The organism is Acidisoma sp. C75, from assembly GCF_054665095.1.
The window spans coordinates 1-17434 of sequence record NZ_BAAFHD010000018.1; the positions used below are offsets into that span (position 1 = coordinate 1).

General features: G+C 70.1%; 15 protein-coding genes and 1 pseudogene. 13 read left to right on the top strand and 3 right to left on the bottom strand.

Annotation, left to right across the window (positions count from 1 at the left end; genetic code table 11):
- Positions 1 to 188: pseudogene (locus ACYQ7X_RS16995) on the top strand (cell division protein FtsZ); the annotation flags it as partial.
- A gap of 300 nt (positions 189 to 488) precedes the next feature.
- Positions 489 to 1673 carry an MFS transporter gene (locus tag ACYQ7X_RS17000; protein ID WP_459698265.1) on the top strand — a complete coding sequence of 395 codons (1185 nt, stop codon included), beginning with the start codon at positions 489 to 491 and terminating at the stop codon, positions 1671 to 1673.
- On the opposite strand, the gene ACYQ7X_RS17005 is transcribed toward ACYQ7X_RS17000, so the two are convergent.
- Positions 1632 to 2654 (bottom strand): glycosyltransferase family 2 protein, encoded by a 1023-nt coding sequence (locus ACYQ7X_RS17005; protein ID WP_459698266.1) that lies wholly within the window; start codon positions 2652 to 2654, stop codon positions 1632 to 1634. The two genes, ACYQ7X_RS17000 and ACYQ7X_RS17005, sit on opposite strands and share 42 nt — an antisense overlap.
- A gap of 175 nt (positions 2655 to 2829) precedes the next feature.
- On the opposite strand from ACYQ7X_RS17005, the gene treZ reads away from it, so the two are divergent.
- Positions 2830 to 4629 carry a malto-oligosyltrehalose trehalohydrolase gene (gene treZ / locus ACYQ7X_RS17010; RefSeq protein ID WP_459698267.1) on the top strand — a complete coding sequence of 600 codons (1800 nt, stop codon included), beginning with the start codon at positions 2830 to 2832 and terminating at the stop codon, positions 4627 to 4629.
- A 115-nt stretch (positions 4630 to 4744) separates the two neighbouring features.
- Here the strand turns inward: treZ and tkt are convergent, their stop codons facing one another.
- Both tkt and ACYQ7X_RS17020 read right to left on the bottom strand, forming a co-directional pair.
- On the bottom strand, positions 4745 to 6766 hold the full coding sequence (gene tkt, locus ACYQ7X_RS17015; RefSeq protein ID WP_459698268.1) for a transketolase: 2022 nt from the start codon (positions 6764 to 6766) through the stop codon (positions 4745 to 4747).
- Between the two features lie 298 nt (positions 6767 to 7064).
- Positions 7065 to 7751, bottom strand: a complete 687-nt coding sequence (locus tag ACYQ7X_RS17020; protein WP_459698269.1) for a septal ring lytic transglycosylase RlpA family protein — start codon at positions 7749 to 7751, stop codon at positions 7065 to 7067.
- Positions 7752 to 8289: 538 nt separating this feature from the next.
- On the opposite strand from ACYQ7X_RS17020, the gene ACYQ7X_RS17025 reads away from it, so the two are divergent.
- The 10 genes from ACYQ7X_RS17025 to phnF all read left to right on the top strand — a co-directional run.
- Positions 8290 to 9552 (top strand): glutamate-5-semialdehyde dehydrogenase, encoded by a 1263-nt coding sequence (locus ACYQ7X_RS17025; protein WP_459698270.1) that lies wholly within the window; start codon positions 8290 to 8292, stop codon positions 9550 to 9552.
- Between the two features lie 11 nt (positions 9553 to 9563).
- Positions 9564 to 10259 carry a nicotinate-nucleotide adenylyltransferase gene (locus ACYQ7X_RS17030; RefSeq protein WP_459698271.1) on the top strand — a complete coding sequence of 232 codons (696 nt, stop codon included), beginning with the start codon at positions 9564 to 9566 and terminating at the stop codon, positions 10257 to 10259.
- 107 nt (positions 10260 to 10366) lie between these two features.
- Positions 10367 to 10756 (top strand): ribosome silencing factor, encoded by a 390-nt coding sequence (gene rsfS / locus ACYQ7X_RS17035; protein ID WP_459698272.1) that lies wholly within the window; start codon positions 10367 to 10369, stop codon positions 10754 to 10756.
- 42 nt (positions 10757 to 10798) lie between these two features.
- Positions 10799 to 11257 (top strand): 23S rRNA (pseudouridine(1915)-N(3))-methyltransferase RlmH, encoded by a 459-nt coding sequence (locus ACYQ7X_RS17040; protein WP_459698273.1) that lies wholly within the window; start codon positions 10799 to 10801, stop codon positions 11255 to 11257.
- Positions 11258 to 11294: 37 nt separating this feature from the next.
- Positions 11295 to 12836 carry a 2,3-bisphosphoglycerate-independent phosphoglycerate mutase gene (gene gpmI, locus ACYQ7X_RS17045; protein WP_459698274.1) on the top strand — a complete coding sequence of 514 codons (1542 nt, stop codon included), beginning with the start codon at positions 11295 to 11297 and terminating at the stop codon, positions 12834 to 12836.
- Between the two features lie 86 nt (positions 12837 to 12922).
- Complete coding sequence (locus tag ACYQ7X_RS17050; RefSeq protein WP_459698275.1) at positions 12923 to 14119, top strand: murein hydrolase activator EnvC family protein; 1197 nt, start codon at positions 12923 to 12925, stop codon at positions 14117 to 14119.
- Between the two features lie 124 nt (positions 14120 to 14243).
- Positions 14244 to 15632 carry a S41 family peptidase gene (locus ACYQ7X_RS17055; protein WP_459698276.1) on the top strand — a complete coding sequence of 463 codons (1389 nt, stop codon included), beginning with the start codon at positions 14244 to 14246 and terminating at the stop codon, positions 15630 to 15632.
- Positions 15633 to 15651: 19 nt separating this feature from the next.
- A complete protein-coding gene (locus tag ACYQ7X_RS17060) occupies positions 15652 to 16146 on the top strand; it encodes an RNA pyrophosphohydrolase (RefSeq protein ID WP_459698277.1) in 495 nt (164 codons plus the stop codon).
- A gap of 21 nt (positions 16147 to 16167) precedes the next feature.
- Positions 16168 to 16833, top strand: a complete 666-nt coding sequence (locus ACYQ7X_RS17065) for a dienelactone hydrolase family protein (protein WP_459698278.1) — start codon at positions 16168 to 16170, stop codon at positions 16831 to 16833.
- Positions 16830 to 17434 (top strand): phosphonate metabolism transcriptional regulator PhnF (phnF, locus tag ACYQ7X_RS17070; RefSeq protein WP_459698279.1); only part of this gene is annotated, 605 nt, incomplete at its 3' end. The genes ACYQ7X_RS17065 and phnF, both read left to right, overlap by 4 nt.

Genomic DNA, 17434 nt, shown 5'->3' on the forward strand with positions numbered 1-17434 from the left:
CCCGGGTGACCGGCGCCATCGGCAAGCGGGCGCAGCCGCAGCCCGCGGCCGAACAGCGGGCCGAGCCCGTGGCGCCGATGCCGGAGGCGCGCATGGCCGAGCCGCCGCGCGCCGCCGCCCGGCCGGCCGCAGTCGAGGAGATGGGCGGGCTCGAAATCCCGGCCTTCCTGCGCCGCCAGCAGTCCTGACAGCGGGCGCGGGCCCGCTGCCGCCTCGGGCCGGGAGCACCTCCTGCGCGGAGCCGCGCGGGGAGGGGGCTTCCGGTTCCCGACCCGCCGGGCAGCCGCGCTTGGGGCAGCCTGGTCCATCGGGCGGGAAAGGGCCGAGCCGCGGCTATGGGCTTCGCGCGCGGCCCTGAGCGCCCGCCGCTTGGCGATGCTTGCTCCGGCGCGGGGCGGCGCGGTCCTTCGCTCTGCGGATCTCCGCTTTGCCGGGGCAAGCCGGGCGAGCGATGCAAACCGCGCACGGCGGGGTGAGGGGCGGATGGTATGAGCAGCGAAAAGACCCTGCGGCCGGGGGGATCGGTGCCGGCCGCCGTCTTGGCTGCGGCCCGGCTCTCCACCCGGCTGTTCTTTTTTCTCAGCGGCTTCGCCAATGCCGCCTGGGCGCCGTTGGTGCCCTATGCCAAGGCACGCACCGGCCTCGGCACCGCCGCCTTCGGCCTCGTGCTCATCGGCCTCGGCATCGGTGCCATTCTGGTGATGCCGCTGATTTCCTGGGCGCTCCGCCGCCACGGCTCGCGCCGCTGCATGATGGCCGCCGCCCTCCTCGTCACCCTCGCGTTGCCGCCGCTCGCCCTGTTGCGGAACCCGGCGCTGCTCGCGGCGGATCTGGTGCTCTTCGGCTTCGGCGTGGGCGGGCTGGATGCGGCGATGAACGCCCAGGCGGTGGAGGTGGAATTGGCGAGCGGCCGACCGCTGATGTCGGGCTTTCACGGCATGTTCAGCCTCGGCGGCCTCGGCTCCGCGCTCTTCCTCACCCTGCTGCTCGGCGCCGGGCTGCCGGTTCTAGCCGCGGCGGGCACGGTGACGGTGATCTTCCTCGCCCTCGGGCTCTGGCGGGCGCGCGGCCTGCTGCCGGGGCGGGAGGCTGCGCGCCCGGCCGGGGGTGCTGCCAGGCGCCGGGGCGGCGCTGCCCTGCACCCGCTCGTGCTGCTGATCGGCGGGCTCGCGCTCGTTGGTTTTCTCGGCGAAGGCGCGGCGCTTGATTGGAGTGCGCTGTTTCTTACCACCAAGGGGGTGCCGGCCGCCTATGGCGGGCTCGGCTACGCCGCCTTCTCCCTTGCCATGGTGGCTGCCCGGCTGGGTGGGGATCGTCTGACTTTCCGCTTTGGTGCCTTGCGGCTGCTGCGCGGCAGCGCGCTGCTCGGCATCTTCGGCTGGGTGGCGGCCGTGCTGCTACCGGGGCCGCTTTCCTTGCTAGGCTTCATGCTGATCGGCCTCGGGGCCGCCAATATCGTGCCGCAGCTGTTCAGCGCGGCGGCGCGGGTGCCGGGGGTGGCGCCGAGCGTCTCGATCCCGGTGATCAGCGCCATGGGCTATGCCGGGCTCCTGTGCGGCCCGGCCATCGTCGGCTTCATCGCCGCCCATACCGGGCTCGGCGCGGCGCTGCTGCTCGTCGGGCTGCTGCTGCTATCCGTGCTCGGCGGCGCTCAGGTAGCGGTGCGGCGATAGCGTGGCGACCGCGCCCGCAGCCTCGCCCGCCCAGCTCTCGCGCAGGATATAGACCGGCCGGTTCTTCGTCTCCTCATAGATCCTGCCGATATATTCGCCGATCACCCCGAGCGCCATGAGCTGCATGCCGCCGAGGAAGAGGATCGCCACCATGATCGAGGGATAGCCGCTCACCGGATTGCCGAAGAGCAGCGTGCGGATGAGCAGGAAAAGACCGTAGAAGAGGGAGAGGCAGGCGGTCAGCACGCCGAGATAGGAGGCGAGGCGCAGCGGCACCTGGCTGAAGGAGGTGATGCCCTCGATCGCGAAGTTCCACAGCCGCCAGTAGTTCCAGCTGGTCTTGCCGGCATGCCGCCCCGCCCGGCGATAGGTGATGGAGGTGGTGCGAAAGCCGATCCAGACAAACATGCCCTTCATGAAGCGCCGCCGCTCGGGCATGCGTTTCAGCGCTTCGAGCGCCGGGCGGGAGAGCAGGCGGAAATCCCCGGTATCGGGCGGGATCGGGATCTCGCTCAACCGGTTGAGCAGCCGGTAGAAGAGATGCGCCGAGCCGCGCTTGAGCCAGCCTTCCCCCTCGCGTGCCGCCCGCACGGCGTTCACTACCTCGAAACCCTCCTGCCATTGGGCGACGAGATCGGCGATCACCTCCGGCGGGTCTTGCAGATCGGCGTCGAGCGGGATGATCGCCTGGCCGCGCGCCTGGTCGAGCCCCGCGGTGAGCGCCGCCTCCTTGCCGAAATTGCGGGAGAGATCGAAGATCTGGACGCGCGGATCGCGGGCGCGCAGGGCGAGCAGCCGGGCGAGCGTATCATCCCGGCTGCCGTCGTTGACGCAGACGATCTCCCAGGCAAGCCCCGTCGCATCGAGCACGCAAGCGAGCCGGGCATAGAGGGTCGCGAGGTTGGCCGCCTCGTTATGGCAGGGGATGACGACCGAGAGTTGCGGCGGGGCGTTCCAGTCGGGCGAGAGGCGGTCTGGCATTGGCATAACCCCGCGCGAGGAAACATAGCTGTTAATAGAAAAGATACGATTTGTAAATAAAAGGACGGGCTTGGCGCGGCCTCCGCCCGCCTTATGTGACCGCGGGGCTTTTCATCGACCGTGCCGGGGGGGCTGTCCTTGCGGGCATGGTCGGGGCTGTGCGGGGAGTGGGCGGGTGAGCAAGGTTCAAGAGGGTAACGACGCGGGCGGCTGGCTGTTCGGCCCCCGGCTGCTGGCCGGGGGGGTGGAGTTCCGCCTCTGGGCGCCGGGGGTCGCGGCGGTCGGCCTCGTCATCGGCGGCGCGGCTCCGCTGCCCATGCGGCGGGGCGCCGATGGCTGGCACCGCGCGGAGGTGGCGGGGGCTGGGCCGGGCACGCGCTACCAGTTCCGCCTGCCGGATGGGCTTCTGGTGCCCGATCCGGGCTCGCGCTTCCAGCCCGAGGATGTGCACGGCCCGAGCGCGGTCGTCGATCCGGACGGATACCAATGGCAGGATGCCGGCTGGCAGGGCCGCCCCTGGCATGAGGCGGTGATCTACGAACTCCACCTCGGCACCTTCACCCCGGAGGGGACGTTCCGGGCGGCGATCGCCCGGCTCGATCATCTGGCCGAACTCGGCGTCAACACCATCGAGATCATGCCGGTCGCGGATTTTCCGGGGGGGCGCAACTGGGGTTATGACGGGGTGCTGCCCTATGCGCCGGATGCGCGCTATGGGCGGCCGGAGGATTTCAAGGCGCTCGTCGATGCCGCCCATGCGCGGGGCATCAGCGTGCTGCTCGATGTCGTCTATAACCACTTCGGGCCCGACGGGAATTACCTGCCGGCCTATGCGCCGCAATTCTTCACCGAGCGGCATAAGAGCCCCTGGGGTGCCGGCATCAATGTGGATGGTGCCGAAAGCCGCCCGGTGCGGGAGTTCTTCGTCGAGAACGCGCTCTACTGGGTGCGGGAGTTTCATGTGGACGGGCTGCGCTTCGACGCCGTCCATGCGATCCAGGACGATGGGCCGAAGCATCTCCTGGTCGAGATGGCCGAGCGGCTGCGCGCCGAGGCGGCCGGCCGGCCGCTGCACCTCATCCTGGAAAACGAGGATAACCGCGCGAGCCTCCTGGCGCGGGACGCGGCGGGTGCGCCGCTGCTCTACACCGCGCAATGGAACGATGATGTGCACCACGTCCTGCATGTCGCGACGACGGGGGAGCGCATGGCCTATTACGAGGCCTATGCCGAGGCGCCGGGGCTGCTCGGCCGGGCTCTTGCCCAAGGCTTCGCCTTCCAGGGGGAGGAAATGCCCTATAGCGGGCGGCCGCGGGGCGAAGCTTCGGCGCATCTGCCGCCGACCGCCTTCGTCGCCTTCGCGCAGAACCACGATCAGATCGGCAACCGCGCGATGGGGGAGCGGCTTGCCGCCCTCGCCCCGGCTGAGGCGGTGCGGGCCGCCTCCGCCGTCTATCTGCTGCTGCCGCAAGTGCCGATGCTGTTCATGGGCGAGGAGATGGGGGCGCGCGCGCCCTTCTTGTTCTTCGCCGATTTCGAGGGCGCGCTCGCGGACGCTGTGCGTGAGGGGCGGCGCGCGGAATTCGCCCGCTTTCCCGAATTCAGCGACCCGGAGAAGCGCGCGCGCATCCCCGATCCGGTGGCGGAGACGACCTTCGCGCAGGCCAAGCTGCGCTGGGAGGCGATCGACGCGGCGATGCTCGATTGGTACCGCCGCATTATCGCGGCGCGCCATGCGGCGATCGTGCCGCTGCTGCCGGCTATTCTGCGTGGAGGCGAGGGGCGGCTCGTCGCGCCGGGCGCGGTGGCAGTCTCCTGGAGAGCGGGGGAGGCGCGGCTCGATCTGCAAGCGAACCTGACCGCCGCGCCGGTCAGCGGTTTCGCGGCCGGCGCCCCGCAACTGATCTGGGAAGAAGGCGGGGCGCTGGCGGATGGGCAGCTGCCCGCCTGGTCCGTGCGATGGTCTTTCGCATAAACGTTTATTTATATGTGGATGAATAAGCGCCGCCGAGCCGGGTTTCCGGGTGGCCCAGCAAAAAGGCCGGCGGGTTGCCCCGCCGGCCTTCTGACGACGACCGGGCTTGCCCCGGTTAGGCGGCGGCCTCGCTCAGGCTTTCCTTGGCGGCGGCGACGACGGCCTCCGCGGTGATGCCGAACTTCTTATAGACATCGCCGATCTTGCCCGAGGCGCCGAAGCTGTGCATGCCGACAAAGCGGCCGTGATCGCCGATATACCGCTCCCAGCCGAGTTGCACCGCGGCTTCCACCGCCACCCGCGCCTTGTTGCTGCCGATGACCGACTTGCGATAGGCCGCATCCTGCTTCTCGAAGTGGTACCAGCTCGGCATCGAGACGACGGCGGTCGGGATACCCTCCGCCTGCAGCGCGGTGCGGGCTTCGACCGCGAGATGCAGCTCGGAGCCCGTGGCGAAGAGCGTCACCTGCCGCGGGCCGCCTTCGGCTTCCTGCAGCACATAGCCGCCGCGCGCGGATTTGTTCTCGGTGCCTGCTTCGCGGCGCAGGAGCGGCATCGGCTGGCGCGAGAGGGCGAGGAAGGCCGGGGTATGCGGCTGTTCGAGAACCATCTCCCAGCATTCGGCGGTCTCGATCGGATCGCCCGGGCGATAGACGCCGAGATTGGGCATGGCGCGCATGGCGGCCAGATGCTCGACCGGCTGATGGGTCGGGCCGTCCTCGCCCAGGCCGATGCTGTCATGCGTCATGACGAAGATCGAGCGGATCTCCATCAGTGCCGAGAGGCGGATCGAGGGGCGGCAGTAATCCGAGAAGCACATGAAGGTGCCGCCATAGGGGATGAGGCCGCCATGCAGGGCGAGGCCGTTGAGGGCGGCGGCCATGCCATGCTCGCGGATGCCGTAATGCACGTAGGAGCCGTCGAAGGCGCCCGGGTGGATCTCGGTCTGGTTCTTGGCCTTGGTGTTGTTGGAGGGGGTGAGATCGGCCGAGCCGCCGAGCATCTCGGGGATCGCGTCGAAGAGGTGGTTCAGCACCGCGCCGCTCGCCGCGCGGGTCGCCAGTTCCTTGCCGCTTTCGATGAATTCGCGCCGGGCGGCGGCGATCGCATCCCGCCAGTTCGCCGGCAGTTCGTTGCGCACGCGGCGCTGGAATTCGGCCGGGGCGGATTGGAAGCGCTCCTCCCAGGCGGCACGCTCCGTCGCGCCGCGCGCGCCGATCGCCCGCCATTCCTTCAGCAGATCCTCGGGGATGACGAAGGGCGGGGCGCTCCAGTTGAGCAGCTTGCGGGCGCCGGCGATCTCGTCCTCGCCCGGGGCATCGCTATGCGCCTTATGGGTGCCGGCCTTGGTGGGGAAGCCGAAGCCGATGATCGTCTTGCAGGCGATCAGCGTCGGCCGGTCAACCACCGCCTGGGCCTCGCGGATCGCGTCGCGGATCGCATCCGTGTCATGGCCGTCGATTTCGAGCGTATGCCAGTTCTCCGCCTGGAAGCGCTTGATCACGTCTTCCGAGGTGGAAAGGTCGGTCGAGCCGTCGATGGTGATCGAGTTGTGATCCCAGAAGCAGATGAGATTGCCGAGCTTGTAGTGGCCGGCGAGTGAGATCGCCTCCTGGCTGACGCCTTCCTGCAGGCAGCCATCGCCGAGGAACACGTAAGTATGGTGATTGACGAGATCGCGGCCGAACTTGGCCGAGAGGATCGCTTCGGCCAGCGCGAAGCCGACGGAATTGGAGATGCCCTGGCCGAGCGGCCCGGTCGTCGTTTCGATCCCCGCGGCATGGCCGTATTCCGGATGGCCCGCGGTCTTCGAGCCGGCCTGGCGGAACTTCTTCAGATCCTCGATCGTCATATCCTCATAACCGAGGAGGTAGAGGAGGCTGTAGAGCAGCATCGAGCCGTGGCCGTTGGAGAGGATGAAGCGATCGCGATCGAACCATTTCGGCGCGCCCGCATCGAACTTCATGAAATCCTTGAACAGCACGACCGCGATATCGGCCATGCCCATCGGCGCCCCCGGATGGCCGCTTTTGGCGAGCTGCACGGCATCCATCGAGAGGAAGCGGATGCAATCCGCGAGGTCTCGCAGATGCTGATCCTTGGGGGCCGGAACGGTTTTCGGCGTGACATCTGCCATGATCGTGCAGTCCTTCTGCGTGAGGTCGTTCGTCGTGATGTCGGTCACAGGGAACGAGGTATGGCACGGGCGGCCGCGCTCTGAAACCAGCCTCGGCGGTTTCGCGCAATCGTCATGCCCCAGCTTCCCCGGGCGGCGCGGAGCGTAGGAGGCGCCAGGCGGCAGGCGAGGTCAAGCCTCAATTCCGGGAGCGGGGGGAGGGCCGGCCGGCCTCTGCGCCGGGGCGAAAGCGGGCCCCGTGCGCCGCATGATGCGGCAGAAGAATGGGCAGGCGGCGTGGGGCGGAGGGGCCCGCGGCTCAGGGCTCGGGTGTCAGCGTCACCATCGCGAGGCCCTCGCGCAGGATGCCAAGCTGGCGCGCCGCGCCCTCCGAAAGGTCGATCACGCGGTGCGGCTCATGCAGCCGATCGGTGATGGTGACGATGACGGCGCGCCCGGTTTCGGGGTCTTCGACGCGCACCTTGGTGCCGAAAGGCAGGGTGGCATGCGCCGCGGTCAGCGCGTTTTCGTGAAAGACGCTGCCGCTCGCGGTGCGCCGGCCATTGTGCTGGCGGCCGTAATAGGAGGCGATCCCGGTCTGGATCGGGCGGGCCGCCTGCGCGGCGAGGCCTTGGCCGGCATTGGTATCCCCGCCGGTCGTATAGACCGCTTGCCGGACGGAAGCGCCGATCGGCTGGCTGGGATAGGAGATATCGGCCACCGCCGGGTTCCAGCCATCGGTTTCGCTGACAGCGGCGCTGACGAGGCGCCGGGCATAGGCGATGTTGCGGCTGCGGACCTTCACGTGATGCAGAGCGAGGTGCCGGACCTTGACATGGCGGGTGCTGGCGAGGGCGATGCGGCTGCGGGTATGGCGGGTGGCGGCGGCGGTGCTGCGCCCCTCGGCCCCGTGATGCGGTTCCACCCTCTTCACCGCGGCCTCGGACTGGTTGGTTGCCACCAGAAGCAATATGGGGGCGATCGACAGCGCGAAACGCGACTTCATCCCGGTTCTCCCGTCATGGGGGGCAGCGCGGCGCTCCGGCCGCACATCCCCGAATGAACCAGCGGTGCCGGAAGGACCGGCGACCTCAGGGCTCAAACTTTCGCGACCCGGCTGGGCCGCATTGAAGGAAACCTCGCTAAGATCTTGAGTATTAAACAAATGGCCAGAACGGCCGCGAGGCGGAAAGAGGCAGGTGTTGTCAGTCACGTTCTCGGTAAACCGGAATCCGGCAGGCATTGCAAGCGAAAATCGAGAGCCGCGATGGTAAATCCCGCCAGTAACGGTTTGGGCGCCGCTAAGTTGTTCTATTCAAAGGCTGCCATAATTTGCCACATTTTCGCCCAGATTGCCTTTGGCGAGTCTCGTCGCGTTCTTTGTATTGTCAACGAAGCGTCAATGCTCGGGCGTTATTGCCGCGCCGCAGCAGAGGCGCCGGCGCGCTCGCGCGCTCGGCAGACGCGCGCGGCGGCTGCTTGCCTTGGCGCGGCGCTGCGGGCAGAAGCAGGAGCCTGAAGCTCTTCTGAGGACAGGCCAGAGGATGACCGTCGATTTCGATCCCGCGAGCGATGCGCTGCGCACCGCAGCCCTCGCGGCCCGCAAGGCCGCCCGGGTGCTTGCCCGCTCCCCGGCCGCGGCGCGCGATGCCGCACTCCGCGCCGCCGCCGGCGCCTTGCGCGCCCGCCTGCCGGGAATCCTCGCCGCCAACCAGCAAGACCTCGACGCCTATGAGGGCCCGGCCAATCTGCGGGACCGCCTGCGGCTCGACGCGAAGCGCGTGGAGGCCATGGCGGTCGGGCTCGAGGAGATCGCGGATCTGCCCGATCCCCTCGGCCGCGTGCAGGCGGCCTGGGAACGGCCGAATGGCCTCGCCTTCCAGCGGATCGCGACGCCGATCGGCGTCGTCGGCATGATCTACGAAAGCCGGCCCAATGTCGGCGCGGATGCCGCCGGCCTCTGCCTCAAATCCGGCAACGCCGTCATCCTGCGGGGCGGGTCGGACAGTTTCCACAGCGCCGGCGCGATCCATGCGGCGATGCTGGAGGGCTTGCGCGCCGCCGCCCTGCCGGAGAGCGCGGTGCAGGTGGCGCCGAGCCGGGACCGCGCCTTCGTCGCCGCCATGCTGCGCGCCGCCGGGCTCATCGACCTCATCATTCCGCGCGGCGGCAAGGGCTTGGTGACCCGCGTGCAGGCGGAAGCGCGGGTGCCCGTGCTCGCCCATGCCGAGGGGCTTTGCCACACTTATGTGCATGCCGCCGCCGCGCCCGAGATGGCGCGTAAGATCCTGATGAACGCCAAGCTGCGGCGGACCGATATTTGCGGCGCGACCGAGACCCTGCTGATCGATGCGGCGATCGCGCCGAGCCTGCTGCCGGTGCTCCTCGGCGATCTTGCGGCCGGTGGCTGCAGCTTCCGCGCGGACAACCGGGCGCGGGCCATCCTGCCCGACCTGCCGGCCGCGACCGAGGCCGATTTCGCGACCGAATGGCTCGACCGAGTGCTCTCCGTCGCCGTGGTGGACGGGGTGGAGGGCGCCATCGCCCATATCGAGCGCTACGGCAGCGAGCATACCGAAGCGATCATCACCGAGGATGCGGCGGCGGCGGAAGCCTTCCTCGCCGGGGTGCCGAGCGCCGTCGCGCTCTGGAATGCCTCCACCCAGTTCTGCGATGGCGGCGAATTCGGCTTCGGCGCCGAGATCGGCATCGCCACCGGCCGGATCCATGCACGCGGCCCGGTGGGCGTGGAGCAGCTGACGACCTTCCGCTACCAGATCCGCGGCACGGGCCAGGTGCGGGGCTGATCGCGCCTGCGATGGCGGACCAGCCGGATCCCCTGCCGCTGCGGGGCGACAAGCGGCGCATGCGCATCGGCGTGCTCGGCGGCTCGTTCAACCCGGCGCATGCCGGGCACCTGCATGTGGCGCGGGTGGCGCGGCGGCGCTTCGGGCTCGATCAGGTCTGGCTCATGGTCTCGCCCGGCAATCCGCTGAAGCCGGCGCGCGGCATGGCGCCCTTCGCCGAGCGGCTGGCGAGCGCGCGGCGGATCGCCGATGGGCGCCATATTCTGGCGACCGGGATCGAGCGGGCGATCGGCACCCGCCATACTTGGGCGACGCTCGCGCGGCTGCACCGGCTCTTTCCCTGCGCCGAATTCGTCTGGCTGATGGGGGCGGACAATCTGGAGCATTTCGCCGATTGGCAGCATTGGCGGCGGATCGCCGCGCGCACCGTGCTCGGCGTGCTGCCGCGGCCGGCGCATAACATGGCGGCGCTCGCCGGGCGGGCCGCGCACCGGCTGAAGCCCGCCCGCCGGCCGGCGCGCCAGGCGCGGCTGCTGGCCGCCAGCGCCCCGCCTGCCTGGATCTTTTTACCGGCGGCGCAAAATGCGCTATCCGCAACGGCCTTGCGTGCCGCACGTTCCTCAGCCGAGGCCGAGCGCGGCCAAGCCTTACCATCAAAGCCCGGCCTTCGGCCGCAGAACGATGCCATAGAGGGAGACGTCCCATAGCCCGCAAAGCCACGACGGACGCGGCGGCACCCCGCCGCCGCGCTTCCACCCCGAAGCCGGCCGCAGGCGGTGCGCCTGCCGCCCCGGCGACCATCCGCAAGAAGGCGGTGATCTCGGGCCCGCGCGCCCGCAGCCGCAAGGCGCAGGCAGAGCCCTCCGAACTCGACCGCCTCCAGACCCTCATCGTGACCAGCCTGGAGGACGACAAGGGCGAAGAGATCGTGACGCTCGACCTTGCCGGCAAGGCGAGCTTCGCCGACCGCATGATCATCGCCTCGGGCCTGGCCGACCGGCAGATCAGCGCCATGGCGACGCATTTGCAGGAGAAGCTGCGCGAGGCGGGCTTCGGCCGCGTGCGGATCGAGGGCGAAGGCGGATCGGACTGGGTGCTGATCGACGCCGGCGATATCGTCGTCCATCTCTTCAAGCCCGATTCCCGCGCGCTCTACGGCCTCGAAAAGATGTGGGGCGCGGAGCTGGACGAGGCGGAAGGCTGAGGCGGCGGGGCCGGGCGGCGGCGCGCGCGGGGGGCGCGGGCGATGCTCCGCGTCATCGCGATCGGCCGCCAGCGCGAGGGGCCTGAGGCGGCGCTCTTCGCCCGCTACGCCGCCCGCCTGCGCCCGGCCCTCGCGCTCACCGAATTGCCCGAGGGGCGCGGCGCGCCGGCCGAGATCAAGCGGCGCGAGGCGGAGGCGCTGCTCGGCGCGCTGCCGGCCCAGGCGATCGCCGTCGCGCTCGATCTCGGCGGGCAGATGCCCGATAGCGCCGGCCTCGCCCGCCTGCTTGGCCGCTGGCGGGAGCTCGGCCGGCCGGTCTGCTTTCTCATCGGCGGGGCGGAGGGGCTCGATGCGCGGGTGCTGGCGCGGGCCGATCTCACCCTCTCCCTCGGCCCGATGACCTGGCCGTACTTCCTCGCCCGCGCCATGCTGGCCGAGCAGCTTTTCCGCGCCGAGAGCATCCTGACCGGCCACCCCTACCACCGGGAGGGACGCCCGTGATACCAGCGGGGAGGTCAGCGCGAAGGAGCCCCCCGCCATGAGTGAGCAGACGCAACGCCCGGTCATGCTGGTCATCCTCGATGGCTGGGGCTGGCGGGAGGAGCGCGCGGACAATGCCGTGCGCCTGGCGCATACGCCGAATTTCGACCGGCTCTGGCAGAACTGCTCGCATGCCTTCCTGCGAACCTCGGGCGAGGATGTCGGCCTGCCCGAGGGGCAGTTCGGGAATTCCGAAGTGGGGCACCTGAATATCGGCGCCGGGCGGGTGGTGATGCAGGATCTGCCGCGTATCAGCCGCGCCGCGCGGGATGGCTCGCTCGCCGCCAATCCGGTGCTCGGCGAACTCGTCGCCGCGGCGAAAGCGGGAAGCGGGCGGGTGCATCTGATGGGGCTCGTCTCCCCAGGCGGCGTGCATGCCCACCAGGATCATGCGGTCGCGCTCGCGCGCATCCTGACCGAGGCAGGGCTTCGCGTGCTGATCCACGCGATCACCGACGGGCGGGATACGCCGCCGCGCGCCGGCGCCGGCTTCCTCGCGGCTTTCGAGACGGCGCTGCCCGCGGGCGCCCAGATCGTGACGGTGAGCGGCCGCTATTACGCGATGGACCGCGACAACCGTTGGGAGCGCGTCTCCCGCGCCTATGGGGCGATCGTCGCCGCCGAGGGCCCGCGCTTCGCGAGCGCCGCCGAGGCGATCGCGCAGGGCTATGCCGCCGGCCTCGGCGATGAATTCCTCCTCCCCGCGGTGATCGGCGATTATCAGGGCGTCGGCGAAGGCGAGGCGCTGCTGACCTTCAACTTCCGGGCGGACCGGATCCGCGAGATCCTGACCGCGATGCTCGACCCTGCCTTTACCGGCTTCGCGCGGGGGCGGGCGCCGCATTTCGCCGCCGCCGCCGGCATGACGCAGTACAGCACCGCCCTCGACAAGCTCCAGGCGACGCTCTTCCCGCCGATCGGCATGGAGGATCTGCTCGGCCAGGTGGTCGCCCGCGCCGGGCGTCGCCAGCTGCGCATGGCCGAGACCGAGAAATATCCGCATGTCACCTACTTCCTCAACGGCGGGATCGAGGAGCCCAATCCCGGTGAGGAGCGCATCATGGTGCCCTCCCCAAAGGTCGCCACCTACGATCTGCAGCCCGAGATGTCCGCCCCGGAACTGACGGAGAAGGCGGTGGCCGCGATCGGCGGCGGGGAATTCGACCTCATCATCCTCAACTTCGCCAATCCCGACATGGTGGGCCATACCGGCGTGCTGGAGGCGGCGATCCGCGCGGTGGAGACGGTGGACCGCGCCCTCGGGCAGATCGCGCAAGCGGTGGCGGCAAAGGGTGGGACGCTGTTCGTGACCGCCGACCACGGCAATTGCGAATTGATGCGCGACCCGGCGACCGGCGGCCCCCACACCGCGCATACGCTCAACCCGGTGCCGGCGCTGCTGATGGGCGGGCCGCCCGGCACTACCCTCGCCGATGGCCGGCTCGCCGATATCGCGCCGACGCTGCTCGCGCTGATGGGGCTGCCGCAGCCGGCGGCGATGACGGGCGAGAGCCTGCTGCGGCAAGGGCAGGCCGGCTGAGCGAGCCCGGCCCTGCCGGGCGGCGGATCGGGCGGCGGATCGGCTGGGCGGGGGCGCTCGCGCTGCTCGTCGCTTGCGGCGCCTGCATGCCGGCCGGGGCCGGAGCCGCCGCCGCCGACCAGCCGAGCCGGGCGGCGCTTCGCCGCGCCGAGGCCGCCCGCGCGCGGCACCATGCGGAGGCGGTGGCGGCGCACGCCCGGGCGGCCGCCATCGCCGCGACCGAGGCGGGCCTTACCCGGGAGCGTGTGGCCGCCGCCGCGCAGCTGCGCGCCGCGGAAGATGCGACGGCGGCTGCCGCCGACCGCATGGCGAGCCTCGCCGAGCAGCGCAAGGCGGTGCAGGCGGCGCTCAATGCCCGCGCCCGCGCCCTCGGCCCGATGTTGCCGCTGATCGAGCGGCTGGCGCTGTTCCCCTCCGAAACCCTGCTCGCCGTCCCGGCGCCGCCGCAGGAGACGCTGCGCGGCCTGCTGGTGCTGCACGGCCTTTCGCGCGAGATCGGCCGGCAGGCGGCGGCCTTGAAGAAGGAACAGGACCGCCTGGCCGCGCTCAGCGCCGCGATGCAGGCGCAGGCCCCGGCCTTGGCCGAAGCCGAGGCCGCGCAGGCCAAGCAGGAGGCCGCCCTCGATGCCGAGATCGCGCAGGCCGCCGCGATCCGCCATAGCGCCGAGAGCGCGGCTGTGGCCGCGGACAAGGCGGCGGCGCGGGATGCGGCGCAGGCGAGCGATCTCGCGCAAGCCCTGGCGCGGATCGCCGCCGCCCGCCGGGTGGCGCTGCTGCAGGCCGAGCGCGCGGCGGCGGCGGCCCGCCGGGCGGCCGAGACGCAGAAGGCAGCCAGGGCGCAATCGACCGTCGCCTCCCTCGCGGCCCCGGCCGGCGGCGGGCTCGGCGCGCCGGCCGGCGCCATTCTCGCGCCCGTCGCCGGGCGGGTGGTGCGCGGCTGGGGGGCGCCGACGCTCGCCGGGCCCGCCGAGGGCCTCTCCTATGCGACGCCGCCGGGCGCGCGCGTCATCGCGCCGTGCGCCGGCACGGTGCTGTTCGGCAGCCCGTTTCACAGCTATGGCCTGCTCATGATCATCGATTGCGGCAAGGGCTACGATTTTGTCCTCGCGGGGCTTGACCGCCTGGATGTCTCGGTCGGACAAACGGTGCAGAGCGGCGAGCCGGTTGGCGTCATGGCCGGCTGGAATCCCCGCCAGCCGGCGCAGCGGCCCGAACTTTACATGGAGTTACGCCAGAATGGGGAACCCGTGAATCCTGCGCCATGGCTCCGCGGGCAGGGTTGATTCTTGGCCGCTTTGCTCCGCAGAATGGCGCCGTCGTATCGTCTTCCCGGCTCCGCTGATGCGGCACTTATCAAGGAACCGCCCCTTCGATCGCGCCCCCTGGGGCGGCTTTAGGAACGCTCGGATGAAGTTTCGCTCTGGCTTACTGATCGGTTCGGCGTTCATCGCCGGCCTCGCTCTGGCTCCCGCTGCTGATGTGATGCTGCATCGCCTCGGCGGCCCGCTCGGGATTCCCAAGGCGCTGGCGGCCGAAAGCGATGCCTCCAGCACCTACAATCTGCTCAGCCTGTTCGGCGATGTCTTCGAACGGGTGAAGGCCGATTACGTGACCCCGGTGAACGACCAGTCGCTGATCGAAAACGCGCTCAACGGCATGTTGACCGGGCTCGATCCGCATAGCGGCTTCATGAACGCCCAGCAGTATCGGGACATGCAGGCCCAGACCGACGGCTCCTTCGGCGGTCTCGGCCTCGAAGTGAGCGAGGAGAACGGCTATATCCGGGTGATCAGCCCGATCGACGGGACGCCGGCGGCGCGGGCCCATATCAAGCCGAATGACCTCATCCTCGCGATCGACGGCAAATCCGTCCAGGGCCTCACGCTCAATCAGGCGGTCGATCACATGCGCGGGCCGGTGGGCTCGACGATCGCGCTCACCATCAAGCCGGCCGGCAATGCCAAGCCGATGGTGGTGACGCTGACGCGCGAGGTCATCAACGTGCCCTCCGTCCATTCGGCGCTGTACGGCGATGTCGGCTACATCCGGCTCTCGGTCTTCGCCGAGAACGCGGACCAGGGCGTGCGCGACGCGATCAAGAAGCTGCAGGCCGAAAGCCACGGCAAGCTGCGCGGCTATATCCTCGATCTGCGCAACAATCCGGGCGGCCTGCTCGACCAGGCGGTCGCCGTCGCGAACGACTTCCTGAGCACGGGCGAGATCGTCTCCACCCGCGCGCGCCACCCGCAGGATAGCGAGGTGTGGAACGCCAAGCCGGATGGCCAGGTGGCGGGCAATCTGCCGATGGTGGTGCTGATCAATCCGGGCTCCGCCTCGGCCTCCGAGATCGTCTCCGGCGCGCTGCAGGACAATCGCCGCGCGATCGTGATGGGCGAGCGGAGCTTCGGCAAGGGATCGGTGCAGACCGTCATCCCCTTGCCGGACAATACCGCGATGCGGCTGACGACGGCGCGCTACTTCACGCCCTCCGGCCGGTCGATCCAGGATCTCGGCATCACCCCCGATATCCGGGTGGCCGAGAGCGACCATGCGGGCGATGCCATGCAGCCGCTGCGCGAGGTGGATCTGCAGCACGCGATGCAGAACCCGGACAGCAAGGCCCTGCCGCCGCTGCCGCCGCGGACCGATCTGCCGGCGATCGCCAAGACCATTCCGGCCAAGCCGCCGGCCGGCTGGCCGAAATTCGACCCCACGAAGCCTTCGACTGATTTCCAGCTGCAGGAGGCCATCAAGGTCGTGGACGCGATGCAGCCGATCAAGAGCGCAGGCAACTGATCGGGCGCCCGGAACCGCCATGCGCCCCGAAGAGATGCCCTACCGGCCGAATGTCGGCGCGGTCCTGTTCAACCGCCAGGGCCGCGTCTTCGTCGCGCGGCGGGCGCATTTCCCGAATGCCGAAGGGCCGGCGGGCGGCTGGCAGCTGCCCCAGGGCGGGATCGACGCGGCGGAAGATCCGCGCGTCGCGATCTTTCGCGAACTCAAGGAAGAGATCGGCACCGACCGCGCCGAGATCATTGGCGAGCATCCCGACTGGCTGCATTACGACTTGCCGCCCGAGCTGATCGGCCGCACGCTGGGCGGCAAGTATCGCGGCCAGCGGCAGCGCTGGTTCGCGCTGCGCTTTACGGGCGAGGATAGCGACATCCGGCTCGACCTTGACCCGCACCCCGAATTCGATGCCTGGCGGTGGGACGATCTCGCCAACCTCCCGGCCCTCGCGGTTCACTTCAAGCGCGATATCTACAGCGTGCTCGCCCAATCCTTCGCGCGCTTCGCAACCCCGCTCTGACCTTCGAAAAAGGCTGATCCCATGAGCCAACTGACCCTGACGGCGGCCGATGGCCACCGTTTCGACGCCTATACGGCCGGCAGCGAAGGCGCCCGCATGGGCCTCGTCGTCGTGCAGGAGATCTTCGGCGTCAACAGCCATATGCGCTTCGTCTGCGATACGCTGGCCCGCGCCGGCTTTGCCACCATCGCGCCGGCGCTGTTCGACCGGGTGGAGCGCGGGGTCGAACTCGGCTACACCGCCGAGACGATCCAGAAGGGGCTCGAACTGCGGGCCGGCATTACCGAGGCCCAGGTGATGATGGATGTGGAGGCCGCGGCCGAGGCGCTCGGCCTGCCGGCCATCGGCATCATCGGCTATTGCTGGGGCGGCACCATCGCCTGGTGGGGGGCGACGCGCAGCACCCGCTTCCGCGCCGCCTGCGGCTGGTACGGCGGCGGCATTGCGGCGACGCGGGCGGAGACGCCGCATTGCCCGGTGCAACTGCATTTCGGCGCGGAGGATCATGGCATCCCGGCCGAGGATGTGGCGGCGATTCGCGAGGCCCAGCCGGGCGTGGAGATCTTCGTCTATGACGGGGCCGATCACGGCTTCGGCTGCGAAGCGCGCGCGAGTTTCAACCAGGCGGCCTTCGACCTGGCGCAGAGCCGCAGCCTCGCCTTCTTCGCCAAGCATCTCGGCGCGTGAGGCAGGCGCGCGTCATCCTCTGGCAGCGGATCGCCGAAACCCTGACGGCGGAGATCGGCAGCGGCGCCTTTCCGCCCGGCGCCCGCCTGCCGACGGAGACGGCGCTCGCCGAGCGTTTCCGCGTCAATCGCCATACCGTGCGCCAGGCGATCGGCGCGCTCGCCGATGCCGGCCTCGTGCAGGTGCAGCACGGGCGCGGCACCTTCGTGCAGCCGGCGCCGATCATCCAATACCCGCTCGGCGCGCGCACCCGCTTCAGCGACATCATCTCCCGCCAGAGCCGCACCGCCGATGGCGAGGTGCTGAGCAGCCAGGAAATCCCGGCCGAGCAGGCGGTGGCCGAGGCGCTGGACCTCGCCCCCGGCGAGCCGGTGCTGGTGCTGGAAATTCTCCGCCGCGCCGATGGCGTGCCGATCAGCCTCAAGACCGCGCATTTCCCGGCGCGGCGCTTCCCCGGCCTCGAGGCCTGCTTTCGCGAAACCCACTCGCTCACCGAAGCGCTGCGCCGCTTCGGCATCACCGATTATGCCCGCCGCTCCACCCGCATCTGGACGCGCATGCCGAGCCTGGAGGAAGCGCGGCTGTTGCAGCAGCAGCCGGC